General features: G+C 69.9%; 15 protein-coding genes and 3 pseudogenes. 16 read left to right on the forward strand and 2 right to left on the reverse strand.

The window, feature by feature from the left end; translation table 11 throughout:
• Positions 1-8 precede the first annotated feature (8 nt).
• Positions 9-1156: pseudogene (locus H7U32_RS10775) on the reverse strand (LacI family DNA-binding transcriptional regulator).
• A 160-nt stretch (positions 1157-1316) separates the two neighbouring features.
• Between H7U32_RS10775 and H7U32_RS05770 the strand changes: the two are divergent.
• The 12 genes and pseudogenes from H7U32_RS05770 to H7U32_RS05815 all read left to right on the forward strand — a co-directional run bounded on the left by H7U32_RS05770 (position 1317) and on the right by H7U32_RS05815 (position 18390).
• Positions 1317-3055, forward strand: a pseudogene (locus H7U32_RS05770) (glycoside hydrolase family 127 protein).
• A gap of 115 nt (positions 3056-3170) precedes the next feature.
• Positions 3171-4589 (forward strand): MFS transporter, encoded by a 1419-nt coding sequence (locus H7U32_RS05775; RefSeq protein WP_204468871.1) that lies wholly within the window; start codon positions 3171-3173, stop codon positions 4587-4589.
• Between the two features lie 466 nt (positions 4590-5055).
• The gene (locus tag H7U32_RS05780; RefSeq protein WP_204468873.1) at positions 5056-5898 is read left to right on the forward strand and encodes a YggS family pyridoxal phosphate-dependent enzyme; all 843 of its coding nucleotides are present in this window, start codon (positions 5056-5058) and stop codon (positions 5896-5898) included.
• A gap of 75 nt (positions 5899-5973) precedes the next feature.
• Positions 5974-7800 (forward strand): arginine--tRNA ligase, encoded by a 1827-nt coding sequence (argS, locus tag H7U32_RS05785; RefSeq protein ID WP_204468875.1) that lies wholly within the window; start codon positions 5974-5976, stop codon positions 7798-7800.
• The gene (locus tag H7U32_RS05790) at positions 7800-9506 is read left to right on the forward strand and encodes a diaminopimelate decarboxylase family protein (RefSeq protein WP_204468877.1); all 1707 of its coding nucleotides are present in this window, start codon (positions 7800-7802) and stop codon (positions 9504-9506) included. Before argS ends, H7U32_RS05790 begins: the two co-directional genes overlap by 1 nt.
• Before the next feature lie 213 nt (positions 9507-9719).
• A complete protein-coding gene (locus tag H7U32_RS10950; RefSeq protein ID WP_275051224.1) occupies positions 9720-9845 on the forward strand; it encodes a hypothetical protein in 126 nt (41 codons plus the stop codon).
• A 474-nt stretch (positions 9846-10319) separates the two neighbouring features.
• Positions 10320-10547: pseudogene (locus tag H7U32_RS11800) on the forward strand (hypothetical protein); the annotation flags it as partial.
• Positions 10548-11484: 937 nt separating this feature from the next.
• A complete protein-coding gene (locus H7U32_RS05795; protein ID WP_204468878.1) occupies positions 11485-12804 on the forward strand; it encodes a homoserine dehydrogenase in 1320 nt (439 codons plus the stop codon).
• Positions 12805-12977: 173 nt separating this feature from the next.
• Positions 12978-14066: a homoserine kinase gene (locus H7U32_RS05800; protein ID WP_204468880.1), complete on the forward strand. Its 1089-nt coding sequence runs from the start codon at positions 12978-12980 to the stop codon at positions 14064-14066.
• A gap of 338 nt (positions 14067-14404) precedes the next feature.
• The gene (locus H7U32_RS12570) at positions 14405-15973 is read left to right on the forward strand and encodes a Maf family protein (protein ID WP_204468882.1); all 1569 of its coding nucleotides are present in this window, start codon (positions 14405-14407) and stop codon (positions 15971-15973) included.
• A 102-nt stretch (positions 15974-16075) separates the two neighbouring features.
• Entirely contained in the window at positions 16076-16939 is an 864-nt protein-coding gene (locus H7U32_RS05810) for an ABC transporter ATP-binding protein (RefSeq protein ID WP_204468883.1), read from the forward strand.
• Positions 16936-18390 carry an FtsX-like permease family protein gene (locus tag H7U32_RS05815; protein WP_204468885.1) on the forward strand — a complete coding sequence of 485 codons (1455 nt, stop codon included), beginning with the start codon at positions 16936-16938 and terminating at the stop codon, positions 18388-18390. Before H7U32_RS05810 ends, H7U32_RS05815 begins: the two co-directional genes overlap by 4 nt.
• Before the next feature lie 222 nt (positions 18391-18612).
• On the opposite strand, the gene H7U32_RS05820 is transcribed toward H7U32_RS05815, so the two are convergent.
• A complete protein-coding gene (locus H7U32_RS05820; protein ID WP_204468887.1) occupies positions 18613-19554 on the reverse strand; it encodes an AEC family transporter in 942 nt (313 codons plus the stop codon).
• Positions 19555-20110: 556 nt separating this feature from the next.
• Here H7U32_RS05820 and dapE point away from each other — a divergent pair.
• The 4 genes from dapE (at position 20111) to rpmA (ending at position 26396) form a co-directional block, all read left to right on the forward strand.
• Entirely contained in the window at positions 20111-21295 is a 1185-nt protein-coding gene (dapE, locus tag H7U32_RS05825) for a succinyl-diaminopimelate desuccinylase (RefSeq protein WP_440201439.1), read from the forward strand.
• A 1605-nt stretch (positions 21296-22900) separates the two neighbouring features.
• Positions 22901-25612, forward strand: coding sequence for an Rne/Rng family ribonuclease (locus H7U32_RS05830; RefSeq protein ID WP_440201440.1), 2712 nt, complete (start codon positions 22901-22903; stop codon positions 25610-25612).
• Between the two features lie 183 nt (positions 25613-25795).
• Complete coding sequence (gene rplU, locus H7U32_RS05835) at positions 25796-26104, forward strand: 50S ribosomal protein L21 (protein WP_204468890.1); 309 nt, start codon at positions 25796-25798, stop codon at positions 26102-26104.
• A gap of 40 nt (positions 26105-26144) precedes the next feature.
• Positions 26145-26396, forward strand: a complete 252-nt coding sequence (gene rpmA / locus H7U32_RS05840; RefSeq protein ID WP_204468892.1) for a 50S ribosomal protein L27 — start codon at positions 26145-26147, stop codon at positions 26394-26396.
• Positions 26397-26447 lie beyond the last annotated feature (51 nt).

The raw sequence follows: 26447 nt of genomic DNA on the forward strand, positions 1-26447 counted from the left end.
CGGCGGGCTCAGCCGTCCTCCAGGCCGGTGAACCAACCGGAGCCACGCAGCGGCGTGTGGCGGGCGGCGTCGGTGGACTCGCACACATGCATCGGGCATTCAATCATCGACACCCCATGGTGCGGCAGGCCGTGCATCGCATCGATGAGCAGCTTCGCGGCCGTGCTCCCGAGCAGCGAGATGTTGTTGTCGAAGGTGGTGAGCGTGGGGTGGGCGCTCACCGAGAACACCTCTCAGTCGTCGTGCCCGACCACGGCCACATCCTGCGGCACGCGCAGTCCGCGCGCCATCAGCCCGCGCACCATGCCGCGGGCGATCTCGTCATTGAGGCAGTAGACCGCGTCGACCGGACCGTCGGCCGGGCCGGCCAGGCCGGTCCGGCCGGCCGGGGTGCCCGGGTCGAGCAGCGCCGCCGCGCGCTCGCCCCAGTTCTCGCTCCACTGGTCGCTCAGCATCCGTGCCGGGGCGATGCCGTACAGGCGGAACGTGGCGAGCGCGCCTTCCATCCGGTCGCGCGTCGCCTGGAAGTTGTGTGATCCGCCGACGACCGCGATCCGCCGGCGGCCGATGCCCAGCAGGTATTCGATGGCCTGCCGTCCCGCGCCGGCGTTGTCGCAGATCACGCTGCAGTCGTTGGGGTCGGAGGATGGGTCGTAGGCGTAGACGATGGGCAATCCCATGGTCACCGAGTCGGGGACGCGCGGCCGGGGGTTCGTGGTGTCGCCCACGATGATGAGCCCGTCCACGCCGTGCACCGCGAGCAGATCGATATGGCTGCGTTCCAGCTCGGTCCTGCCGTGCGAGCTCATGAGCAGGGCCGCGTGGCGGGCGGCGCCGAGCGTGCTTTCCGCGCCGGTGAGCAGCGGTAGGGAGAACCGTCCGTTGTAATCCGAGGTGACCACGCCGACCAACCCCGAACGCCGCCGCGCCGGAGGCTCCGCCGTGCCGTCGCCGTGACGGGCGTGCCCGGCGTGCCTGCGGGGGCGGCGGTACCCGAGCGAGTCGGCGACATGCATCACCTGCGCCGCGTCTCCGCCGAGATGCGGTCGGTGCCGTTGAGCGCCTTGGAAGCCGTGGAGACGGAGACGTGCGCGGCGCGCGCCACGTCGGCCAAGGTGACGTTCGCTCCGCTGCGATGCCTTGTGCCAGTGCCCATAACGGCCACGATAAGCGAAAAATTTCGCAACCGCAAGACCCATGAATCCGGCCATCCGCAGGTCCATATCATCGCTGGTGACAGCGTTGAACAGGGCCGGCAGTCAGCGCAGACGGTTCGTTCACACGCCCAGCGAAGAGCATCAAGGAAAGGCAACATCATGGCACAGGTGACGGTGACCTCGCCATTCTGGAAGAGGTATCGCGACAACGTCGCCAACGAGGTGATCCCTACCAGTGGGCGGTCATCAACGACGAACAGCGCATCGACATCCCCGAGGATCCCTCGGGCGTGGAGGTCGAGGCGCTCTCCCGCGAGTGGAGCCACGCCGTGCGCAACCTCAAGGTGGTCGCCGGCGACGAGCAGGCCGATTTCAACGGCATGGTGTTCCAGGATTCCGACGTGTACAAGTGGCTCGAGGAGGCCGCGTACGCGCTCGAGTACGACCACGACCCCAAGCTGAGGGCGCTGTGCGACAAGGTCGTGGACCTCATCGCCCGCGCCCAGGGCGAGGACGGCTACCTGGACACCCCGTTCATGATCAAGTCCGGCTCCTACGCCAAGCGCCCGCGCTTCAGCCAGATCCAGCAGAGCCACGAGATGTATGTGATGGGCCACTACATCGAGGCCGGCGTCGCCTACTACGAGGTGACCGGCAGCGAGCAGGCCCTGTCCATCGCCACGAAGATGGCCGACTGCCTCGACGCGAACTTCGGCGACGAGGACGGCAAGATCCCCGGCGCCGACGGCCACCCGGAGATCGAGCTGGCCCTGTGCCGCCTGTACGAGGTGACGCACGAGGAGCGGTACCTCAAGCTCGCGAAGTTCTTCATCGACGTGCGCGGCCGCGACCCCGAGTTCTACGACAAGCAGAACCAGGCCGCCCGCGAGGCCGGCGCCACGCCGATCTTCCCGCAGATGCTCGCCTGGAGCCATGAGTACACGCAGACCGCGCGCACGATCCGCAAGCAGCAGACCGCGGAGGGGCACGCCGTGCGCGTGGCCTACATGCTCACCGGCGTGGCCCATGTGGCCCGCCTGACCCGTGATCAGGAGCTGCTCGACACGGCCGAGCGTCTGTGGCGCGACATCGTGCGCCGCCGCATGTACATCACCGGCGGCGTCGGCTCCACCCATGTGGGCGAGGCCTTCACCTACGACTACGACCTGCCGAACGACACGATGTACGGCGAGTCCTGCGCCTCCGTGGACCGCTACCTGTACACGGTCAAGGAGGACGAGCGTGTGATCGCCGCCCACCAGTTCATCGCGAACGAGGCCGAGTTCCTCGACGGCGTCGCCGTGAGGCAGGAGTCGAACTTCCCGTGGGAGGGCGACGTGCGCTTCACCGTCACCGTGCCGGAGGGCGCCGAGCCGGTGCGCTTCATGGTGCGCATCCCCGGCTGGTCCGCGGCCAAGTACGAGCTCAAGGTCAACGGCGTGGATGTGACGGACTCCGCCGCCGTCAAGGACGGCTTCGTCACCATCGAGGCCGCCGAAGGCGAGACCGTGGTGGAGCTGGCGCTCGACATGGCCGTGCACTTCGTGCGCGCCAAGTCCTCCGTGCGCTGGGACGCCGGCAAGGTCGCGGTCATGCGCGGCCCGGTCGTGTACTGCGCCGAGGAGTGCGACAACCCGCGCCCGCTGTGGAACTACAAGATCCGCCATATGGACGCGGCGCTCGCCACGGCCGAGTGGCGTCCCGACCTGCTCGACGGCGTCATGGCCCTCACCGTCCCCGCGTTCAAGCGCGCCGAGGACATCAAGGACGCCCCGCTGTACGCGGACGCCTCCACGGTGACCACGGACCTGCCCGTCACGGTCAAGCTCGTGCCGTACTACGCGTGGGCCAACCGCGAGGTCGGCCAGATGCAGGTCTGGTTCGACTCCGACTTCTGACCGTTCCGGTCCCTCCACTCTCCGGCAGGCCCGGGCCATGGTGCCGCACCGGTCCGGGCCCTGCCCCCCCCCTCATAACTGAATACCCAATCCAATCAATGAAGAAGGAACACCCATGAGCAACGCAACCGCAACCGCCGAATCCGGCGCGGTCAAGCTGTCGCTGAAGGAGAAGATCAGCTACTCCTTCACCGACATGGCCGGCAACCTGCTGTACGTCACGATCTCGACGTACATCATGTACTTCTACACCGATGTGTTCGGCATCCCCGCCGCCGGCGCCGTCGGCGCCAGCACCATCCTGCTGGTCGCCCGCTTCGCGGACGCCATCGCCGCGGTGGTCTGGGGTTCGATCGTCGACCACACCCAGACCAAGTGGGGTCAGAGCCGCCCGTGGTTCCTGTGGCTGTGCGTGCCGTTCGCGATCACCGTGTGGCTGGCGTTCACCGCGCCGAGCCTGCCGGATCCGTCGATGAAGTTCTGGTACGCCCTGATCACGTACATCCTGGCCGCCGGCGCCGTGTACACCGGCATCCAGACCCCGATCACCGCCATCCTGCCGAACCTCACCTCCGACCCGACCGAGCGCAACAACGCCAACTCCTTCCGTATGGCCGGCGGCCAGATCGGCTCCTTCATCACCTCCTCCCTGACCATTCCGCTGGTCGGCGTGTTCGGCCAGATGGTCAGCGGCGGCGAGAAGAACGACAAGGCCGGCTTCATGATCGTCACCGCCATCTACGGCGTGATCGCGATCGTGCTGCTCGTGCTCGCCTTCATGAACCTGCGTGAGCGCAACTACCACCCGGAGATCCAGAAGCCGATCCCGCTCAAGGATTCGCTCAAGGCCGCCAAGGGCAACTCGCCGTGGATCATCATCGTCGTTGCCTTCGTGATCTACTGGGTCGCGCAGTCCACCCGTAACGGCATGTCCACCTACTACGCCAAGTGCAACCTGGGCAACGAGAACCTGACCTCGCTGTTCAACGGCGTGCAGATCGTCGGCTTGCTCGGCACCATCGCCATGCCGATCCTGGCGAACAGGCTCAAGAACAAGACCCTCACCATGATCATCGGCCTGGCCATCGGTGCCGTCGGCCAGATGCTCATGCCGCTGGCCGGCGACTCCGTGGCTCTGGCGGTCGTGTTCTGGACCATCGGCGTGATCGGCGCGGCCATCGCCTGCGGCATGCCGTTCGGTATGCTCGCTGACACCGTGGATTACGGCGAGTGGAAGAGCGGCATCCACGCCGCCGGCTTCCTCACCGCCTTCGACTCCGCCTTCTGCATCCAGGTCGGCTCCGGCTTCGGCGCCTTCGTGCCGCTGGAGATCATGAACGCCAACGGCTACGTGGCCAATGCCGAGCAGAGCCAGCAGTCCCTCAACGCGATCAGCTTCTGCTTCATCTGGCTGCCGGTGATCGTGTACGCGATCGTGGCTGTGATTATGTGCTTCTACCGCAAGTACGAGAAGATGGAGCCGCAGATCAAGGCCGAGCTCGCCCAGCGCCATGCCGAGGCGTTAAGCCGATGACCCGGTGGGTCATCGGTAGCCGAGGCCGAGGCGCGGCAACGCCGAGGTGACATTGAGTTTGCCGAAGGCAATCCATTGTTGCAGATCGAGGCGTTGAGCCGATGACCCGGTGAGTCCACCAAGCCTATCGTTCCAGTGAGGTGATGACCATACGACCATAGTCCGCAATCCATCACTCTTCTTCGCGGATCCCGCCCGTGCCTTCCCGGCATGCGGCGGAATCCGCGTATCTGTGTCGCATCCGTTTACTCGGTGGCAACGGATGCGACGATTCGGAGGGCCGTGGTGTCGCTTATGTTTCCCGGGTGGCAACGGATGCGACAATTCAGGGGGCCGTGGTGTCGCTTATGTTTACCCGGTGACAACGGATGCGACAATTCGGCCCGTTGTGATGTCGCATCTGTTTCCGGTGCCGGGGCGGTAGGATGTGGGATGGCTGCCGAAGGATGAATCAGGGGAGCGGACGATGGTCGCGTACATGGAGCACAAGGATCTGGCCAATGAGACGATCGACCCGGAGCGCGCGGGGCAGATCGCCGGCAATGTGCGTCGCGTGATGGACCGCATCGCCGCTGCCGAGGCCGCCGCCGGGCGCGAGGCGGGCTCCGTGCGGCTGCTCGCCGCCACGAAGACGCGCGATGTGGGCGAGATCATGGCCGCCCTTGACGCGGGCGTGCGCATGATCGGCGAGAACCGGCCGCAGGAGGTCGTCGCCAAGGCGCCGGGACTGGCCCGTCTGGCCGCGGAACGCGGCTGGACCATCGGCACGCAGGCTCAGCCCACCCAGACCCAGACCACTCAACCCACCCAAGCCCAGCCCACGCACATCCCCTTCCATCTCATCGGGCAATTGCAGAGCAACAAAATCGGCAAGGTGCTGCCGGTGGTCGACACCATCGAATCGGTCGGCACGCTGGAACTGGCCGAACGGATCTCCCGGCGGGCCGTGGCGCGCGGCGTCACCGTGGGCGTGCTGCTGGAGGTCAACGAATCGGGGGAGGCGAGCAAATCCGGCTGCGACCCGGCGCACGCGGTGGAGCTGGCGCAGCGCATTGGCGCGATGGGCGGGCTCGAACTGCAGGGCCTGATGACCATCGGCGCCCATGTGGACGACGAGGCCACCATCCGCGCCTGCTTCGCCCACCTGCGCCGCACCCGCGACCGCATCCTGGCCGAGGGCGCCCCCGGCACCGGCGGCTGCGTCGAGCTGTCGATGGGCATGACGCACGACATGGAACTGGCCATCGCCGAGGGTGCCACCATCGTGCGCGTCGGCACCGCCATCTTCGGCCCCCGCGCCTTCATCTGACGTGCCCGCCCGGCCCCGGTCGTCTGCCGGAACCGGGCCCGGGCGGCTGTCACCGCGCCCAGTAGACTGGGCAGAATGAGTCCTGAAGCACTGAGCGAACTGATTTCCTCCATCGCACACCAGCTCGTCGCCGCCGGGAAGGCCGGCGACCTGACCGACGACCTCATCCCCGAACCCGCCAAGCTGGCCGTGATGCGCCCGAAGGACCGCGCGCACGGCGACTGGGCCTCGAACGCGGCCATGCAGCTGGCCAAGAAGGCCGGCATGCGCCCCCACGACCTGGCCGAGCTGTTCGCGACCGAACTGACCGCTGACCCCGGCATCAAGTCCGTGGAGGTGGCCGGCCCCGGCTTCATCAACATCACGCTCGACTCCGCCTCCGCGGCGGCCGTCGTGGACGCCGTGCTCGCCGCCGGCGCCGCCTTCGGCCGCAACGACCACCTGTCCGGCAGGACGCTCAACCTCGAGTTCGTCTCCGCCAACCCCACCGGCCCGATCCACATCGGTGGCACCCGCTGGGCCGCGGTCGGCGACTCCATGGCCCGCGTGCTCGAGGCCAACGGCGCCAAGGTGGTGCGCGAATACTACTTCAACGACCACGGCGAGCAGATCAACCGCTTCGCCAAGTCCCTGGTGGCCGCGTGGGCCGCCGCCAACGACCTGGGCGCTCAGGGCTATAACACCGAGACCCCGGGCGACGGCTACAAGGGCGCCTACATCGACGAGATCGCCGCGCGCGTGGCCGCCGAGGCCGCCGCCGACGGCGTGGACCTCACCGCGCTCGAGCATACCGACCAGGGCCTGGACGCGGACGGCCATGCGATCGGCGAGGGCGACACCGCCCTGCGCGAGGAGTTCCGCAAGCGCGCCGTGCCGATGATGTTCGACGAGATCAAGGCCTCGATGAAGGAATTCCGCGTCCGCTTCGATGTGTGGTTCCACGAGAACAGCCTGTACGCCGACGGCGAGGTGGAGCGCGCGATCGCGGATCTGCGCGCCCGCGGCGACATCTACGAGAAAGACGGCGCCACCTGGTTCGCCTCCACCAAGCACGGCGACGACAAGGACCGCGTGATCGTCAAGTCCAACGGCGACTACGCCTACTTCGCGGCCGACATCGCCTACTACCGCAACAAGCGCCACCGCGCCACCGACCCGGCCGACGTGGCGATCTACATGCTTGGCGCCGACCACCACGGCTACATCGGCCGCATGATGGCCATGTGCGCCGCGTTCGGCGACGAGCCGGGCGTCAACATGCAGATTCTCATCGGCCAGCTCGTCAACGTGATGAAGGATGGCAAGCCCGTGCGCATGTCCAAGCGCGCCGGCAACGTGGTCACGCTCGAGGACCTCGTCGAGGCCGTGGGCGTGGACGCCGCCCGCTACTCGCTGGCCCGCACCGACTACAACTCCCCGGTGGACATCGACCTGGACCTGCTGGCCGCGCACACCAACGAGAACCCCGTCTACTACGTGCAGTACGCGCACGCCCGCTCCTGCAACGTGGACCGCAACGCGGCCGCCGCCTCGATCGACGCGGTCGCCGCCGACCTGTCCCTGCTCGACACCACGGCCGACGGCGAGGTGCTCGCCGCCCTCGCCCAGTGGCCGGCCGTGCTGCGCGAGGCCGGCGACCGCCGCGCCCCGCACCGCGTGGCCCACTACCTCGAGGACCTGGCCGCCGCGTACCACAAGTGGTACAACGTCGAGCGCGTCGTGCCGATGGACCTGACCGACCCGGAGGCGCGCGGCGACGCGGCGGCCGTCGAGGCCCTCCGCATCGCCAAGTGCCCGGAGCCGGCCCGCGCCGCCGCCCGCCTCAAGCTCAACGACGCGGTGCGCACCGTGATCGCCGCCGGCCTGGACCTGCTCGGCGTCGAAGCCCCGGAGCAGATGTGATGGCCGCCGCAATCAGCCCGATTTGGCCGTCCGGCGCCGCCGTCACCCCGGACGGCGCCTTGGCCTTCCACGGCCGCACGGCCGCGAGCCTGCTCGACGAGTTCGGTTCGCCGCTCTACCTGATCGACACGGACGAGGTCGCCGCGCGCGCCCGCCGCTTCGTCGCGGCCGCGGCCGCCGCCTTCCCCACGTCGACCACCCATGTGAGCTTTGCCGGCAAAGCCTTCCTGTCCAAGGAGGTCGTGCGCCTGGTTACGGCCGCCGGCATGCTCGTGGACACCTGCACGATGGGGGAGATGCGCATCGCGCTGGCCGCCGGGGTCCCCGGCCGCCGGCTCGTGCTCCACGGCAACAACAAGTCCGACGAGGAGATCGCGCTCGCGATCGAGCAGGGCTTCGCCAAGATCGTGGTCGATTCGCCGGATGAGCCGGCGCGCATCGCCGCGATCGCGCGGCGGCTGGGCAAGCGGGCGCGCGTCATGCTGCGCGTCACCTGCGGCATCCACGCCGGCGGCCACGAGTACATCTCCACCGCGCACGAGGACCAGAAATTCGGTGTGCCGCTACTGCCCGCCGGTGCCGACGCCGGGGTGCTGGGCATGCTCGACGAGCTGGGCGAGGGCCGGACGGACCACCTGGACCGGGAGGGCCGGACGGACCACCCTCAGTCGCGGCTCACGACAGCGGGAGCCCAAGCCTCGGCTGGCTCCCGCTGGCGGGAGCTGTCTGCGCAGCAGACTGAGGGTGGTTTAGCGGCCCATCCGACCGGCGACCAGCCCGCCGCGTCCGCCGCCAACCTCCACGACGGCCACGCGCTGCGCCACGACGTGCGCTACCCCTACGACCTGCGCGCCGCGGATGTCTCCGACGAGGACCGCGCGCTGGCCGCGGCCATGGAAGCCGTGGCCGACGGCCCGGCGCTCGCCGTGCTCAAGGACATGCTGCGCCGTCCGGAGCTGGAGCTCGTGGGCATCCACTCGCACATCGGCTCGCAGATCCACGACGCCACCGCCTTCGTCCAGGCCGCGCGCCGCATGATGCTGCTGCGCAAGACCTTCTACGCCACCGACGCGTACACGCTGCCCGAGGTGGACTTGGGCGGCGGCTATTCGGTGGCCTACACCGACGGCGAGGATTCGATGGACATCGAGGCCGAGCTGGGACGCCTGGCCCAGGCCGTCGCGAAGGTCAACCGCGCGCTCGGCATGCCCGCGCCGGTCGTCTCCTTCGAGCCCGGCCGCTGGATCGTGGCCCCCGCCGGCGTGACGCTGTACCGCGTCGGCACGGTCAAGCCGGTGCGCCTGCCCGCCGGCACCGTCGACTCCGCCGGCGCCCCGATCGACGAACGCACCTACGTGTCCGTCGACGGCGGCATGTCCGACAACATCCGCCCGGCCCTGTACGGCGCCGACTACACGGCGCGCCTGGCCAACCGGGCCGGTTCGGCGGAGACAATGCTGGCGCGCGTCGTCGGCATGCACTGCGAATCCGGCGACATCCTCGTCCACGAATGCCGCCTGCCCGCGGACACGCGCCGCGGCGACATCCTCGCCGTGCCCGTCACCGGCGCCTACGGGCGGACGATGGCCAGCAACTACAACCAGGCGCTCATCCCGGCCGTCGTCGCCGTGGGCGAGGCCGGCGCACACGGCATGCTGCGCCGCCAGACCATCGACGACCTGCTCGCCCTCGACGTCAGCGAGTAAGGCCGGCCCCGGCGGGCGGCGCCCATGCCGCCGCCCGCCGTCCGGTCCGCTGGATGAATTTTCGGCGAACCGGACGTGATGTTTTCCCGACCTCCCCGTCCCCGGCCGGCGCATTCCGATAGTACGGAGACGTACCAGCGGCGTGGGCCGCGGTCCCGCCCCGATCGGCGGGACGGGCTCCACCCGCATCCGGAATATGGGGAAGGGACAGACATGACACAGACAACCAGACGTCCGCTGCTGGCGACGATGGCCACCGGCATCACGTTGGCGATGGTCCTCGCCGGCGGCATGGCGGCCTCGGCGGCCGAGCCGTCGCCGACCGCCGGCATCGCGTAGCCCGACCTCGTCGCCCTGCTCAAGGACTACGAGAATTACTACAAGCCCGCGGGCGACTACGACAAGGCCGATCCGTCGAGCTTCGGCAAGGGCACCGTGACCGAGCTGGGCAAGACAGTGCTCGGCTGGAACGACAAGACCACGCAGAACATCAACAACACGGCCGCCGCCGGCTCCGACGGCACCACACCCACCGCGCAGCAGAAGCGCGCGCTCGTGGACTCGGACTACGACTTCGAGGAGACCTTCCCCGACGCTCTCGGCCCGGTGCTGGGCGCCTACCTGAGTGCGGGGCTCAAGGCCAGCGCCAACGCGGACGGCTCGGTGAACCCGAACGGTCCGCTCGCCAAGACCTACCGCCTGCTGGAGAACGACACGGCGGACACCGCGTCCGGCGACTACGCGAACTCGCTGGTCAGCGACTGGGTGGACACTTCCGCCGCCAAGACGCACTTCAACCACCCGCGCCCCTACGTGGACCGCACGAACGGCGGCTATCCGGCCGCCGGACTGGCCGCGACGCTCGACATCAAGCGGGCGCCGGCCTGGGACGGCCATGACGCCAACTACGACGGCATGGTCACCTCCGGCTCCTTCCCGTCCGGGCACACCACCTACGCGTACTCGGGCGGCATCGGCCTGGCCACGTTGCTGCCGGAGCTCGGCACGGAGATCATGACGCGCGCCTCCGAGGCGGGCAACAACCGCATCGTGCTCGGCGTGCATTACTCGCTCGACATCATGGGCGGGCGCATCGACGGCGAAGTGGCGAACACCAAGCTGTGGAGCGACCCGGCCTTCCGCGCCGACTACCTCATGCCCGCGCGGCAGGAGCTGACGGGCTACCTGACCGACCAGTGCAAGGTGCACGGCCAGGGCGATACGCTGCAGGCCTGCATCCAGACGGTCGGCGCCAATGGCGCCAACGGCTACAAGAACGACTTCACCGACGGCATCGTGAACACCAAGCCCGTCACCGACCGCGCCTCCGCGATCGACGCCTACACGGCGCGCATGACGTATGGGTTCGCGCAGACCGGCAAGAGGGGTGAGGCGCCGGTGGTGCCCGAGGGCGCGTCGAATCTGCTGCTGACGGCGTTCCCGGAGCTGACCGATGCGCAGCGTTCGCAGGTGCTCGCCGCCTCGGAGATCGATTCAGGCTATCCGCTGGACGCCTCCTCCGACGGCTTCCAGCGGCTGAACCTCGCCAAGGCGTACAGCGCGAACGTGGTGCTGTCCGCCGACAAGTCCACGATCACCGACATCACCTTCGGCAACGCGGCCCCGTCCGTCACCGTGGAGCAGCCCGGCCAGCAGCCGGGCAGCCAGGGCGGAACCGGCGACCAGCCGGGTCAGCCCGGGGCGGGCAGCCAGCAGCCGGGCCAGCCGGGCGGCGCGGCGAAGCCGGCCACGAAGCCCGGCACGACGACCGCCGGCGGACGGCCGGCCGCGACGGGCGCGCTGTCGAAGACCGGCGCCGCGCCGACGCGCGGTGACCGCCCGCCCGGCCGGCTGACCGGGCCGCCCCGGTTTGCTGTCCTCTGGTCGGGACGCGCCGCATCGGTGTCGGAAAACGCCCGTAGACTGGGACAATCGGTTTCTCGACGTCCATCGACGTCGTCGTCAGGAGGGATTGCAAGTGGCAGCAGTAACGAACGAAACCCCCATCCGCGTCGGCCTGCTCGGCGCGGGCACCGTCGGCTCGCAGACCGCCCGCCTCATCGTCGAGCAGCGCGACGAGCTCGCCGCACGCGTCGGCCGGCCCGTCGAGCTGGCGGCCGTGGCCTGCCTCGACCCCAAGGAGACCGAGCGCTTCCCGTGGATCGACCCGGCCATCGTCACCACCGACACGATGCAGGTGGCGACCCACTCCGACATCGTCGTCGAACTCATCGGCGGCACCACCGCGGCCCGCACCTTCGTGATGGCCGCGATCGAATCCGGCGCCTCCGTGGTCACCGCCAACAAGGCGCTGCTGGCCAAGTACGGGCCGGAGATCTACGCGGCGGCCGAGGCCAAGGGCGTCGACATCTACTTCGAGGCGGCCGTGGGCGGCGCGATCCCGTTCCTACGGCCCCTGCGCGAGTCGCTGGTCGGCGACTGCGTGACCAGCATGCTCGGTATCGTCAACGGCACCACGAACTACATCCTCGACGAGATGACCACCAAGGGCCTCGACTTCGACGAGGTGCTCAAGGACGCGCAGGCCAAGGGCTACGCCGAGGCCGACCCGACCGGTGACATCGAGGGCCACGACGCGGCGAACAAGGCCGCGATCATGGCCACGCTCGGCTTCCACACGCCCGTGTCCATCGACGACGTGACCGTCGAGGGCATCACGCGCATCACCGCCGACGACATCGCCGCCGCCACCGCCGAGCACAAGGTGATCAAGCTGCTCGCGGTTGTGGAGAACGGCGAGGCCGGCGTCTCCGCGCGCGTCTACCCGGCGCTGCTGCCCGACACCCATCCGCTGGCCGCCGTGCACGGCTCGTTCAACGCGGTGTTCGTCAAGGCCGAGGCGGCCGACGACCTCATGTTCTACGGGCGCGGCGCGGGCGGCGCCCCCACCGCCTCCGCCGTGGTGGGCGACGTGGTCACCGTGGCGCGGCACATCGCCGCCGGCACCACCGGCCCGTCCATCCCGCTGTACAAGAACCTGCCGCTGGCGCCGGCCAGCGCCTCGCGCGCGGCGTTCGCGGTGCGCTTCCTGATCCACGACAAGCCGGGCGTGCTCGCGGCCGTGGCCGGCGAGTTCGCGCGCCACGGCGTGTCGATCAACGCGGTGAACGGCGACCTCAAGCCCTCGGCCACGCAGCCGGGCTACGACGGCGAGATCCAGCAGCTGCGCATCGTGACCCACCCCACCGACGAGGAGACGCTGCGCGCCACCGTCGACGCGGTGCGCGGGCTCGACGCAGTGACCGGCGAACCGTCCATCCTGCGCGTCATCGACTGAGCGGCACGGCACAAACGCCCACCATGCGGTGGAACGCCCACCATGCGGTGGCCCACAACGTTGGAATGCCAACGAACCCGTTTGCGGCCACCACCGCACCGTGGGGGAAGCACCGCACGGTGGGGGAGTCACCGCACCGTGGGAGTGGAACATTTGAGGGAAAGGACCGTGAGATGACCCCTGTGACCGATCGCGTGACCGTGCGCGTGCCGGCGACCAGCGCCAACCTCGGCTCGGGCTTCGACACCGTGGGCCTGGCGCTCGACTACCACGACGAACTCACGTTCACACTGACGACCGGCCCGGACGGGCACCCCGACCCGGCCGACACCGCCGCGCGCGTGATCATCCACGGCGAGGGCGAGACCACGCTGCCGCGCGACGAGACGCATCTGGTCGTCGCCACATTCCGCCGCGCCTGCGCCACCTTCGGCCTGGGACGCATCGGCTTCACGCTCAAGGCGACCAACAACATCCCGCAGGCGCGCGGCATGGGCTCCTCCGCCGAGGCGATTGTGGCCGGCATCGCCGCGGCCGCCGCCTTCGCGCAGCCCGGCGAACTCAACCGGCAGGCCGTGTTCGACTTGGCCGCGCATATCGAGGGCCATCCAGACAACGTGGCGCCGGCCGTGTTCGGCGGTCTGACCGTCAGCTGGGACTTCGAGACCGGCGAGGGTGTGGGCTCGGTGCCGATTCCTGGCGGCGAGCCGCTGCACGGCGGCTTCCACACCGTGAACTATCCGGTGGACCCGGCCGTCACCGCCGCCGTGTTCGTGCCCGATTACGAGCTGTCCACCGAGAAGGCGCGGCGCGCGCTGCCGGCCGAGGTGCCGTTCCGCGACGCCGTGGCCAACATCTCGCGCGTGGGGCTGCTGCCTGCCGCGATGAATCCCGCGCTATTGGCGCAGGCCGCCGCGCAGGGGCGGAATGAAATCGATGGGAATGCCGGGACCGTCGAGGCGGCCGCGATGCGCGCGGCCGCGGCCGAGGCGAACACGCTGCTGTTCGCCGCCACGCAGGACCGGCTCCACCAGCCGTACCGCGCCGCGCTGATGCCGCCGTCGTCGCAGCTCATCGAACTGTTCCGGTCCAAGGGGTACGCGGCCGCCGTCTCCGGCGCCGGCCCCTGCGTGCTTGTGCTCCACTATGGCGACGCGCGCGAGGCCATCGACGCGCTCGCCGCCGACGCTCTGGCCAGCGGCCACTGGCGGGTGCTCCACCTGCCGATCAACACGACCGGCGTCGAGGTGACCCGCGCCTGAGGGGGCTGGGTATCGGGTCGGGGTCCCGGGGTATCGGATATCGGGCCGGAATCCGCGGTGTTGTGTCGCATCCGTTCCCCGGTCGGAAACATATGCGACACAACGGAGGCCTGATCTGTCGCATGTGTTTGCTGCGGTGAAACGGATGCGACAGCTTGACCCGCTGCGTTGTCGCAAATGTTTCCGCGTGGGAACATGTGCGACATCGAGCGGGCCTGATTTGTCGCATCCGTTTCCGACCCGGGAACATATGCGACAACGGAGGCGGGGTCTGCCGCATCGGTTCCGCGCCGCACCCGCTCCCGCCACCCCTGGCCCGCCTGCGGTAGGCTGACCCTATGAGCATTCCCCTGATCCTGGCCTCGAAGTCCAAGCCGCGCCGCTATGTGCTGAACTCCGCCGGCGTGTGCCCCACCATCCGTGTCTCGCATGTGGACGAGGACGCCGCGCTGGAGCGTGCGGCCGCCAGCCAGGGGCGTGAGGTCGCGGACCTCGACGTCAACCAGCGGGTGATGATCCTGGCGCAGGCCAAGGCGCAGGCGGTGTACCACGCGTACCGCGACGTCGCCGCCACCGCGGCCGCCGCACAGGGCGAGCGCGTCATCGGCTACCCGCTCAAAGGCGCCCTCGACGCACAGCAGCGCCGGGAACCTACACATGCGCGCCATGCGCGCCCCGTGGCCGACGGCGCTGCCATCGACTATTCCCGCGCGGATGTGGCGCAGACGCGCGATTTCTCCGGCGTGGATTTCCCGACCACCAGCGAGCCGATCGACGTGCCCGTGGCGGGCCAGCCGGGCCTGACGTGCAGCGAGGTCGGCCCGCTGATCCTGGGCTGCGACTCCCTGTTCCTGCTCGACGGCGTCTGCCAGGGCAAGCCGCACACCGTGGAGGTGGCGCGCGAACGCCTGCGCGCGATGCGCGGAGCCTCGGGCGAGCTGTGGACCGGTCACTGCCTGATCGACTTCGCCTCCGGGCGGGCGGTGCAGGGCGCGAGCCGCGCCGTGGTGCGGTTCGCCGACTATTCCGACGAGGACATCGAACGGTACCTGGCCACCGGCGAGCCGCTGGAAGTGGCCGGCTCGTTCACGCTGGAGGGCTTCGGCGGCGCGTTCATCGACGGCATCGAAGGCGATCCGCATGGCGTGATCGGCGTGAGCCTGCCGCTGGTGCGCCGCCTGTGCGGCAAGCTGGGCATCGCCTGGCCCGACCTGTGGAATGTGGGCCGTGGCGTCGAGGAACCGGAAGGCAAGGCGGAGGGCGTGGCGTGGGCCGCCGCGGCGGCGCGTGCGGCCGCGGCCTCCGGCGACTCCGGCGCGAATGGCGCGGCCGGCGGCGACAGAAACAGCGCGCCGCGCCTGGGCGGCACGCCGCGTGAGGTGACGATCGTCCCGCCGGCGGAGAACGTGCACCAGCCCGGCGACGGGTGGATCGACTGCGCGTGCGGCCGCAAGCACTGGGGCGTCAACGGCGCCTCCGGCGTGCTGCTCGCGCGCCGCGACCCGGCGACCGGCGCGGTGACGCATGTGGTGATGCAGCACCGCGCCGCCTGGTCGGCCGAAGGCGGCACCTGGGGCATCCCCGGCGGCGCCACCGCGGACGGCGAGTCGCCGATCGAGGGCGCGCTGCGCGAAAGCTTCGAGGAGGCGAACATCACGCCCGCGGACATCGAGGTCGTCGGCTCCTACCGCGAGGACCACGGACCGTGGGCGTACACCACCGTGTTCGCGTTCGAGAAGCCCGGCCATGAGGTGCGTCCGCGCGCCAACGACGACGAAAGCATGGAGATCGAATGGGTGCCGATCGACGAGGTGCCCGACCGCAAGCTGCTGACGGCCATGCGCACCGACTGGCCGCGGTTCGCCGCCCGCCTCGCCTCGCTGGCCGAGGAGCACCGCGGCCGCTGACGGTCGAAGCGTCGTCCGGCTCATCCGCGGGGATGAGCCGGACGCGCAAGTCGTTCCGCCGCACGATGGGGTGGCCGGCGCCGCGCCCGTAGCGTGGCAGTCATGACCAACGTTACGAACACCGCGAACCTCGCGCATACCGGGGCCGCGCCCGCGCCCCGTCCGGCCGCCGCATACCACCCGGCCGGTGCCGCACCCATCCTCGCCGCCGAGGGCCTGACGATGGACTACGCCGCCGGCCTCGCGCAGGCCCGGCGCGGCCATGCGCCCACCGGCACCATGCCCGCCGCGACGATGCCGGACGCGCTCCAACCGCTCGCGCTCGACCATGTGGACTTCCAGCTGGCCGCCGGCGAAACCGTCGCCGTGATGGGTCCCTCCGGCTCCGGCAAATCGACGCTGCTGCACGCGCTCGCCGGCATCATCACGCCCACGGCCGGCGCCGTGCGCTTCCGCGGTGCGGATCTGGCGGCCATGCCGGACGCCGAACGCGCCAAGCTGCGCCGCACCGCCTTCGGCTTCGTCTTCCAATCCGGCCAGCTGCTGCCCGAGCTACCCGCCGTCGAGAACATCGCGCTGCCACTCATGCTCGCCGGCGCCGGCTATCGGCAGGCCACCGACACCGCGACGCTGTGGCTCGAGCGCTTCGGCCTGCGCGCCCTCGCCGGGCAGCGCCCCGGCGAGATGAGCGGCGGGCAGATGCAGCGCGTGGCCATCGCCCGCGCGCTCGCCGTCCAGCCGGCCGTCGTGTTCGCCGACGAACCCACCGGCGCCCTCGACCAGACCACCGGCCGCGAAGTCATGGGCATCCTCATGGAGGCCGCCCGCGGCACCGGCGCCGCCGTGGTCGTCGTCACCCACGACCCCAATGTGGCCGCCTTCTGCGGGCGGACCATCCGCTTGCGCGACGGCCGGCTGGACAGCGACGGCCCCGGCCCGGCCCCGACGCAGGGAGGTGCGCGATGACCACACTGCGACTGTGGCGTCTGTTCCATCGGCCCGGCCGGCGCGACGCCGCCGGCCGCACGGCCACGCTGGCGACCGTCGCGTTCGCCGCGGCCGCCGCGATCTTCCTGACGGTGCTCGGCGGCGTGCACGCGTTCATCCGGCGAGCCTCGCCCGACCGCACGCTCGGCTGCCTGCTGGACGAGCGGGCCTGCGCGCCCGGCGCCCTCGAGGCATGGTTGCACCGGTTGGCCGACCCGCACGACCCCGCGCAGTACGCGGCCACCTACGTGCTGTTCGCCGCGTTCGCCTGCGTGCTGCTCGTCGTGCCCTTCGTGGCGCTCGCCGGCTCGGCCGCGCGTCTGGCCGCCTCCCGGCGCGACCAGCGCCTGGCCGCGCTGCGCCTGGCGGGCGCCACGCGCGCGCAGGTCACGGCCCTGACCGCGCTCGACGCGGCCGGCCAGGCGCTGACGGGCGCACTGATCGGCATCGTCGGCTATGTGGTGCTGATGCCGGCGATCATGCTGCTGAACTTCCAGAACGAACCGTTCACCGCCGCCCAGCTGTGGGTGGGGGTGCCGGCGCTACTCGCCACGGTCGCGGGCGTCACCGTGCTCGCGCTGGTCTCCGCGCTGGCCGCGCTGCGCCGCGTGGCCATCACGCCGCTCGGCGTGGCCGCGCGTCAGACGCGCCCGTTGCCCGCCCGGTGGCGTGCGCTCGTGTTCGTGACCGTGCTGGGCGTGGCCGTGTTCGCGCTCGCCAACATGCAGCTGTTCGCCGGACTGAGCGACGCGATGGTGTATGTGGTGCTGTTCGCGATGTTCGCGCTGCCCTTCGCGCTGGTGAACCTGGTCGGCGCCTGGGTGGTGGCGGCGCGCGCCCGCGCGAAGGCGCGTCGGCCCAAGGACGCGGCCACGATGCTCGCGATGCGGCGCATCCTCGACGACCCGAAGCGCGCCTGGCGCAACGTCAGCGGCATCGCGCTGGCCGTGTTCGTCGCCGGCATCACCTCCGCGACCGGCGGCATCGCGGCCATGGCGGCGCCCGAGGGCACCGCGGCCGACGACCCGATGCTGGTGTTCACGCGCGACATCGGCACCGGCGGCCTGCTGACGCTCGCCTTCGCCGGTGTGTTGGCGGCCGTCAGCTGCGGGGTCATGCAGGCCGGGTCGGTGATCGAACAGGCCGACGAATACCGCATGCTCATGCTGGAAGGCACCGACGCGAGGACCCTCGACCGGGCGCGGTTCGTCGAGGTGCTCACGCCCCTGGCCACCGTGGTCGTGGTGGCGGGCGCCTGCTCGCTGCTGCTTATGTGGCCGCTGTTCGCGCAGCTTATGACGCAGCCGGGGTCCATCGTGATGTTCGTCGGCGGCGTCGCAGCCTGCTTCGCCCTGGTGATGGTCGGGGCGCTCGCCGCCAACCGCGTGGCCGCCGGCATCAGCGTGACCGGCCTGCGGCGGGACGACTGAGCGGCCCGGCCGGGGCGCGCCGGACGTGCATGGCGGGCCGGCTAGGGGGCGGGCCGGCCTGTCAGGGGCGGGCGCGCGTCCGCATCCCGCATCCCCTTGCGGCAAACCGTACGCTGACAGCCGCCAGGAGTACGGTTTGCCGCACTGGCACGGTCCTCATGCGGCAAACCGTACGCTTACGGCGCGTGAGAGTACGGTTTGCCGCACGGCGGGCGGGGCTGCCTAGCCGAGCAGCACGGCGACGATGGCGATGAAGATCGGCGAGGTCATCGTGCTCAGCAGGATGCCGTCGCGGGCGAACTGCATGCCCACCTCGTAGCGGGCCGCGTAGTTGTACACGTTCTGGCCGGTCGGCAGGGCGGCCAGCACCACGCAGGCGTACAGCTCCGGCCCGCGGAAGCCCATCATGAAGTACGCGAGCAGGAACGCGATCACCGGCATCACGATGTTCTTGAGCACTGCCACCGTGAAGATAGCCGGCCGGTCGCCCTTCTGCTGCAACGGCTTCGAGCCGTGCAGGGACATGCCGAAGGCCATGAGGATCATCGGCACGGCCGAGTCGCCGATCATGTCGATCGGGTCGAAGATGTAGTTCGGCACCACGAACACCCCGGTCCATGCCTTGATGGCGGAGACGAGGATGCCCAGCAGCGAGCCGATGAGCAGCGGCTGGTGCAGCGGCTGGGTGAGGATTTCCTTGGCCGAGGCCTTGCCTTTGGTGGTCACGTCGAGCACGGTCAGGCCCACCGGCGTGAAGAGCGCCTGCTGCATGACCAGGATCGGCGCCACCAGCGCCGGATTGCCCAGAATGTACGTGGCGATCGGCAGGCCGATGTTGTTCGAGTTGAGGTACAGCGAGTTGAGCGCGCCGATTGTCGCGTCCGCCGCCTTGAGGTGGAAGAACGCGCGGTTGAGCGCCAGGAATACCGCGCCCACGAGCACCGCCGAGAGGAACGCCACGATGATCGACGGATGGAAGATGTCGAAGATCGGCTCCTTGCTCAGGATCGCGAACATGAGGCAGGGGCTGGAGACGAAGAAGCTGAACTTGTTGAGCACCATCTGCGCGGTCGAGCCGCCGATGCGCAGGCGCGCGGCCACATAACCCACCGCGATCACGATGCCGATGACGCAGAACCCTTGCAACGCACTCAACAATCCCATGCCGCCAGTCTCGCACGCGCATATGTCACACGCCCGTCCCCGTCCCGCTTGCCGGGCGGCCCGCGCGTGAGCGTACGGTTTGCCGCACTCTCACGGTCCCCATGCGGCGAACCGTACTGTGAGCGCGGCTAAGCGTACGGTTTGTCGTATCGGAACGAGGGGCGTGCGGCGAATCGTACTCTTGCGCGTGCTCACAGTACGTTTTTTCGCAGTCTTGCGGTCTTTATGTGGCAAACCGTACTATGACGGCTCGTGAGAGTACGGTTTGTCGCATCGGAACGGAAGGCATGCGGCGAACCGTACTGTGAGCGTTCGTAAGCGTACGGTTTGCCGCATGGGCATGGTTTCAGTGCGGCGAACCGTACTGTGAGTGCGACTAAGAGTACGGTTTGCCGCATGAGGGTCGTTGCACTGCGACAAACCGTACGCTTGCGGACTGTTGCGCCCCTCTCCGCCCGCCCGCTACGGTGGGATGTCAAACCCACGCCCCTTCGCCCCGCCCGCCGCGATGGGACGCCAACCCGGGCATCCCGCCTTCCCCGCTACGATGGACCCCATGATCGGATTCGACGCGAACGCCAGCCAGTCCGAGGCACTGGCCACCCTGCTCACCCAGCTCATGGAGACCTATTCCGTCTCCGACGAGGAAGGCCCCCTCACCGACGAGGTCGAGACGTTCCTCAAGGCCCAACCCCACCTGACGGTCCGCCGCCACGGCGATACCCTGGTCGCCTCCACCGACCTGGGCCGGCCCAGCCGCGTGATCCTGGCCGGCCACCTCGACACGGTGCCGGTCATCGACAACTTCCCTCCGAAGTGGCTGGAGCCCGGCGACCCCGCCATCCGCCCGGAGGTGGCCGAGGCCCACCCGCACGACCGCGTGATGTGGGGCCGCGGCGCCACCGACATGAAGTCCTCCGACGCGGCGATGCTCTACCTGGCCGCCACGCTCACCGAGCCCCGGGTCGACCTCACCTACGTTTTCTACGACCACGAGGAGGTCGCGGCCGAGAAGAATGGCCTGAGGAAGGTCGTCGAGGCCCATCCCGACTGGATCCAGGGCGACTTCGCGATCATCGGCGAGCCCACCAACTGCGGCATCGAAGGCGGTTGCAACGGCACGATGCGCTTCGACGTCATCGTCCACGGCGTGGCCGCCCACTCCGCCCGCGCCTGGATGGGCGAGAACGCGATCCACAAGGCGGCCCCCATCCTCACCAAGCTCGCCGCCTACGAGCCGTCCGACGTGGAGGTGGACGGCCTGACCTACCGCGAGGGCCTCAACGCCACGCTTATCTCCGGCGGCAACGGCACCAACGTGATTCCCGACGAATGCCGCATCCACGTCAACTACCGCTTCGCGCCGGACAAAACCCTCGCCGAGGCCAAGGCCCTCATGATGGGCGCGGACGCGGGCGCCGAGCTCGGCAACGGCGAGCACACCGCCACCGGCGGCTTCTTCGCCGGATACGGCATCGAGATGAAGGACGAAAGCCCCTCCGCCCGCCCGGGCCTGACCGATCCGCTCGCCGCCTCGCTGGTGGAGCTCGTGCGCGAACGCACCGGCCGCGAGCCGTTGGCCAAGCTCGGCTGGACCGACGTCGCCCGCTTCGCCTCCCTCGGCATCCCCGCCGTGAACCTGGGCGCCGGCGACCCGCTGCTCGCCCACAAGCACGACGAGCAGCTGCCCGCCTCCGACCTGATGCTCATGGCCGACCTGCTCGCCGACTGGCTGGGCTGAGGCCCGCCGACGCGCGGGGCGGGGCGCCGGGTTGCACGGTGGACGAACATCGGGCGAACACGCGGTGAAAAGTGTGCCATACTGGACGGTGGCGGTTCTGCACACCGCCACCGAAGCATGAGATGGCGTCGATCCCCTCGCGTGATTGTTCCGCGGGCGCCGGTGTCCGCCGTCGTGCAGCGAAGACTTTTGCAGGAGCAGCCTCTGCAGCGCGCCTCGGGCGCGGCCACGGTGAGAGCGTGGCGTGACAGCCGCAGCGGCTTTGAGTAGGCGACGTGGTGCAGCATGTCGCGAGGAGCCACCGTGTCTGAGCAGACCACCGGGCCCGTCGAGAATGACGAGGCCGAGACCATGACGAACGCATCCGCCGAAGCCGCCGCAGCGCCGCCCGCCGAGGACGACCAGGCCGCCGCACCCGCGCCGAAGACCGCGCGCCGTTCCCGTGCCAAGGCCGCGAAGGCCGAGGTTGAGACCGAGGCCCAGCCCGACCTTTTCGCGTCCGCCGACGAAACCGAATCCGTTGCCGTTGAGCAGGCCGAGGATACCGCCGCCGAAGCGGCCGAGCCCGCCGAAGCCGGGAACGATTCCGAGTCCGAGAACGCCGCCGCTGCCGAGTCCGTCGACTCCGCCGAGCCCGAGTCCGCCGTCGAGTCCGACGAAACCGATGATTCCTCCGAGGAATCCGTGACTGACTCCACCGAGGCTGAGCCCGAGACTGGGGCCGAGTCCGCTGACTCCGTCGAGGCTGATGATTCCGCCGCGACGGACTCCGCCGCGCTCGCCGATGACTCCGCCGCCGAGTCCGATGCTGCCGAGTCCGTCACTCCCACTGGCGCCGAGGCCGATCCGACTGAAGCCGACCCCGCCGCCGAGGTCGAGTCTGACGCTGCCGAGGGCGAGACCGCGGATTCCGCCGATTCCGCAGAGGAATCCGCGGCCGAATCTGCTGACTCCGCCGAGGCTGAGTCCGCCGATTCCTCTGAGGAGTCCGTGACTGACTCCGCCGAGGCCGGGCCGGTCGCCGAAACCCCGGCCTCCGCGGTGACCGTGGTCGTGTCCGGCGAGGACGCCCCCGCCCCGCGCCGCCGCCGTGGAGGCCGCCGCGTGGTACGTGGCGCCGGTGCCGCCGGTGCCTCCCTGGAGCTCAAGGTCGAGGAGAAGCCCGCCCGCCGCCGCAAGGCCGCCGAACCGGCTTCCGCCGAGTCCGCCGAAACCGCCGAGGCCGCGGACGAGACCGAGGCGCAGCAGCCCACCCGCTCGCGCGCCAAGAGCGCGGCCCAGGATGCCGCGGCAACCGCGGAATCCGCCCCGGCTCGTCGCACGCGCCGTCGCGCCGCCGCTGCCGAGGATGATGACCTCGCCGAGCCGCGTCCTGCCCGTTCCCGTCGCCGCGCCGCCGTCGAGGCCGAGGAGTCCGAGGAAGATATGCGTCCGTCCCGCACGCGCCGTCGTGCCACCGTCGAGGACGAGGATGTGACCGAGGATCGCCCGGTCCGTCGCTCGCGTCGCCGCGCCGCCGCTGCCGAGGATGATGACCTCGCCGAGGCGCGTCCGTCCCGTTCCCGTCGTCGTACCGCCGCCGAGGCCGAGGAGTCTGAGGACGACATGCGTCCGTCTCGTTCCCGCCGCCGTGCCGCCGCCGAGGCCGAGGAGTCCGAGGAGGAGCCGCGTCCTGCCCGCTCCCGCCGTCGTGCCGCCGTGGCCGAGAACGACGACATTGCCGAGGAGCGCCCGTCCCGTCGCACGCGCCGTCGCGCCGCTGTGGCCGAGGACGAGGACGCCGTCGAGCCGCGCCCGTCCCGCTCCCGCCGCGCCCCGCGCGAGGACGAATACGAGGACGAGGACTACGCGCCGCGCGCCCGCTCGCGCCGCCGCGCCCGCGACCACTACGACGAGGACTACGACGAGCGCGCCTTCGACGCGCTGGACAACCTGCCGGACGAGCTCGGCCCCGCCGACCGCCAGCGCCCGATGACCTCCCTGCTCTTCCAGGAGCCGGTGATCCCCGCCCGCGGTCGCCGTACCCGCGACGACTACGACGAGGACGAGTACGACTCCTACGATGAGCGCGACCATCGCGACGACCGCCGCGATGACGACGACCATGACGACCGTGACGACCGTGACGAGCGCGACGACTGCGCCCGCCGCGACGGCGAGCCGGCCCGCTCCTCCCGCCGCACCCGCTCCCGCCGCCGTGGCGGCGCCCAGCACGACGCCGAGGCGGCCGAGACCGCCCAGGGCCAGGATGAGCGCAACGGCAGGAACGGCCAGAAGAACGGCCAGGGCACCCAGGACAATCAGGGCGCCAAGGGCGACGACCAGTCCGAGGAATCCGGCCACTCCCGCCGCGGCAACCGCCGTCTCAACGCGCAGGAGCGCCGCGCCGCGGCCGAGGTCGAGCAGATCGAGGAGGACCTCGAGCTCGACGACATCACGTACGCGCCGATCACCGAGGAGGACCTGAGCGAGGGCCCGGTGCGCTCCCGCCGTCGCCGCCGCCGCGGCGGCAACGGCCAGAACGGCGCCGCGCAGGGCGAACACGCCGAGAACGAGACCCATGAGGCCGAGGACGAGCAGGGTGCGTCGTCCCGCCGCCATCGCAACGGCGAGGCGGAGGATGGCGAACAGACCGTCACCCGTCGCCGTCGCCGCCGCCGCGGCAAGGGCGAGCAGGCCGCCGACTCCGGCGACGACCAGATCCTGGCCCGCCGCTCGCGCAAGCAGCAGTACATCGACGAGATCACCGACATCGAGGGCTCCACGCGCCTCGAGGCGAAGAAGCAGCGCCGTCGCGACAACCGCCGCGAACGCAGCCGCCAGAGCCAGCTCATGGAGCAGGATTTCCTGGCGCGCCGCGAGAACGTCGAGCGGCTCATGGTGGTGCGCGAGAAGGAGCACCACACCCAGATCTCCGTGGTCGAGGACAACGTGCTCGTCGAGCACTACGTCTCCGACATCCAGGAGGTGCAGACCGTCGGCAACATCTACCTCGGCCGCGTGCAGAACGTGCTGCCGAGCATGGAGGCCGCGTTTGTGGACATCGGCCAGGCTCGCAACGGCGTGCTCTACGCCGGCGAGGTGAACTGGGACGCCGCCCGCCTGGAAGGCCAGCCGCGCCGCATCGAGCTCGCGTTCAAAAGCGGCGACCCGGTGCTCGTGCAGGTCACCAAGGACCCGATCGGCCACAAGGGCGCCCGCCTGACCAGCCAGGTCACGCTGGCCGGCCGCTTCCTGGTGCTCGTGCCCTCGGGCGGCATGACCGGCGTGAGCCGCAAGCTGTCCGAGCGTGAGCGCAGCCGCCTCAAGGGCATCGTGAACAAGATCGCCCCGAAGGACATGGGCGTGATCATCCGCACCGCGGCCGGCGGCGCCTCCGAGGAGGCGATCGTCAAGGACCTGGAGAGTCTGGTCAAGCAGTGGGAGCACATCACCGCCAAGCGCGACGAGTTCCTCCACGGCAAGCGCCCCAAGCTGCTGCAGGGCGAGCCCGACGTGGCGATCCGCGTGGTGCGCGACATCTTCAACGACGACTTCACGAAGCTCATCGTGGAGGGCGACAAGGTGTACCAGCGCATCGAGGAGTACCTCGACACCCGCGCCCCCGACCTGCGCGACAAGCTGGAGCGGTGGGACCCGGCCGACCACGGCGGCAAGGACGTGTTCGACAAGTGGCAGATCGACTCCCAGCTGCGCAAGGGCATGGAACGCCAGGTGTACCTGCCCTCCGGCGGCTCGATCGTCATCGACCGCACCGAGGCGATGACCACGATCGACGTGAACACCGGCCGCTTCATCGGCAGGGGCAAAAGCCTCGAGGAGACGGTCACGCGCTGCAACCTGGAGGCCAGCGAGGAGATCGCCCGCCAGCTGCGCCTGCGTGACATCGGCGGCATGGTGATGATCGACTACGTGGACATGGTCATGCCCGCCAACCGCGACCTGGTGCTGCGCCGCCTGGTGGAATGCCTGGCCCGCGACCGCACCAAGCACCAGGTGGCCGAGGTCACCTCGCTGGGATTGGTGCAGATGACGCGCAAGCGCATCGGCCAGGGCCTGGTGGAGGCGTTCTCGGAGGAGTGTCCGACCTGCAAGGGCCGCGGCTTCATCCTGCACGACAAGCCCACCGTCTCCGCCGACTACGACGACCCCTACGCGATGCGCGGCGGCGACCCGTTCGTCAAGACGAACAAGCACGGCCGCGGTACGCAGCCCGCTCCGGAGCCCGCCGGCTCCAGCCCGGACGTCAAGGCCAAGCTCGCGCAGATCGCGGCCGCCGCGGTGGCCGCGAACAACGCCGAGCACGAGCAGCACTGAGCGCGCCCGGTCCCCGTGCGGACCCCCTGGTCCGCGCGGGGACACGCCGTGGCGCGCCGCTGCTTGACACGCCCGGACCTGTGCTTGCGTTCGTCCGAGCCCCCATGTAAATTAGTTGGCTGGTGTCTGGCCACCGTGCATTGCGTGCCAGGCAGTAAGCTTTCCAGATACAAAGGAACGATTATGTACGCGATTGTGAAGGCCGGTGGCCATCAGGAAAAGGTCGAGGTCGGCGACGTCATCTACGTCAACCGTCTCGCCGAGCAGAAGGGCGAGACCGTGGAGTTCCCGGTCGCGCTCGTGGTCGATGGCGCCAAGGTGACCATGGCCGCCGCCGATCTCGCCAAGATCACCGTCAAGGGCGAGGTTGTGAACGACGAGGCCAAGGGCCCGAAGATCAACATCCAGAAGTTCAAGAACAAGACCGGCGTCGCCCGCCGCAAGGGCCACCGCCAGAAGCTGACCGCCGTCAAGATCACGGCGATCGCCTGAGATTTGCCATAAGGCTTAACGGACAGGAAAGGACACCGACATGGCACACAAGAAGGGCGCGTCCAGCTCGCGCAACGGTCGCGATTCGAATCCCCAATACCTGGGTGTGAAGAAGTTCGGCGGCGAGGCCGTCGTCGCCGGCAACATCATCGTCCGCCAGCGCGGCACCAAGTTCCACCCGGGCGAGAACGTCGGCATGGGCAAGGACCACACGCTGTTCGCCCTGACCGACGGCTCCGTGAAGTTCGGCGTGCGCCGCGACCGCAAGGTCGTCGACGTGGTCGCCGCCTGAACGGCAGCACGGGTCTGACGCAGATTCTTTCCAGAACCGCGGCGCGCATCC

Source organism: Bifidobacterium pullorum subsp. saeculare (assembly GCF_016899725.1).
In the GTDB taxonomy this organism is placed as follows: Bacteria; Actinomycetota; Actinomycetes; order Actinomycetales; family Bifidobacteriaceae; genus Bifidobacterium; species Bifidobacterium pullorum_C.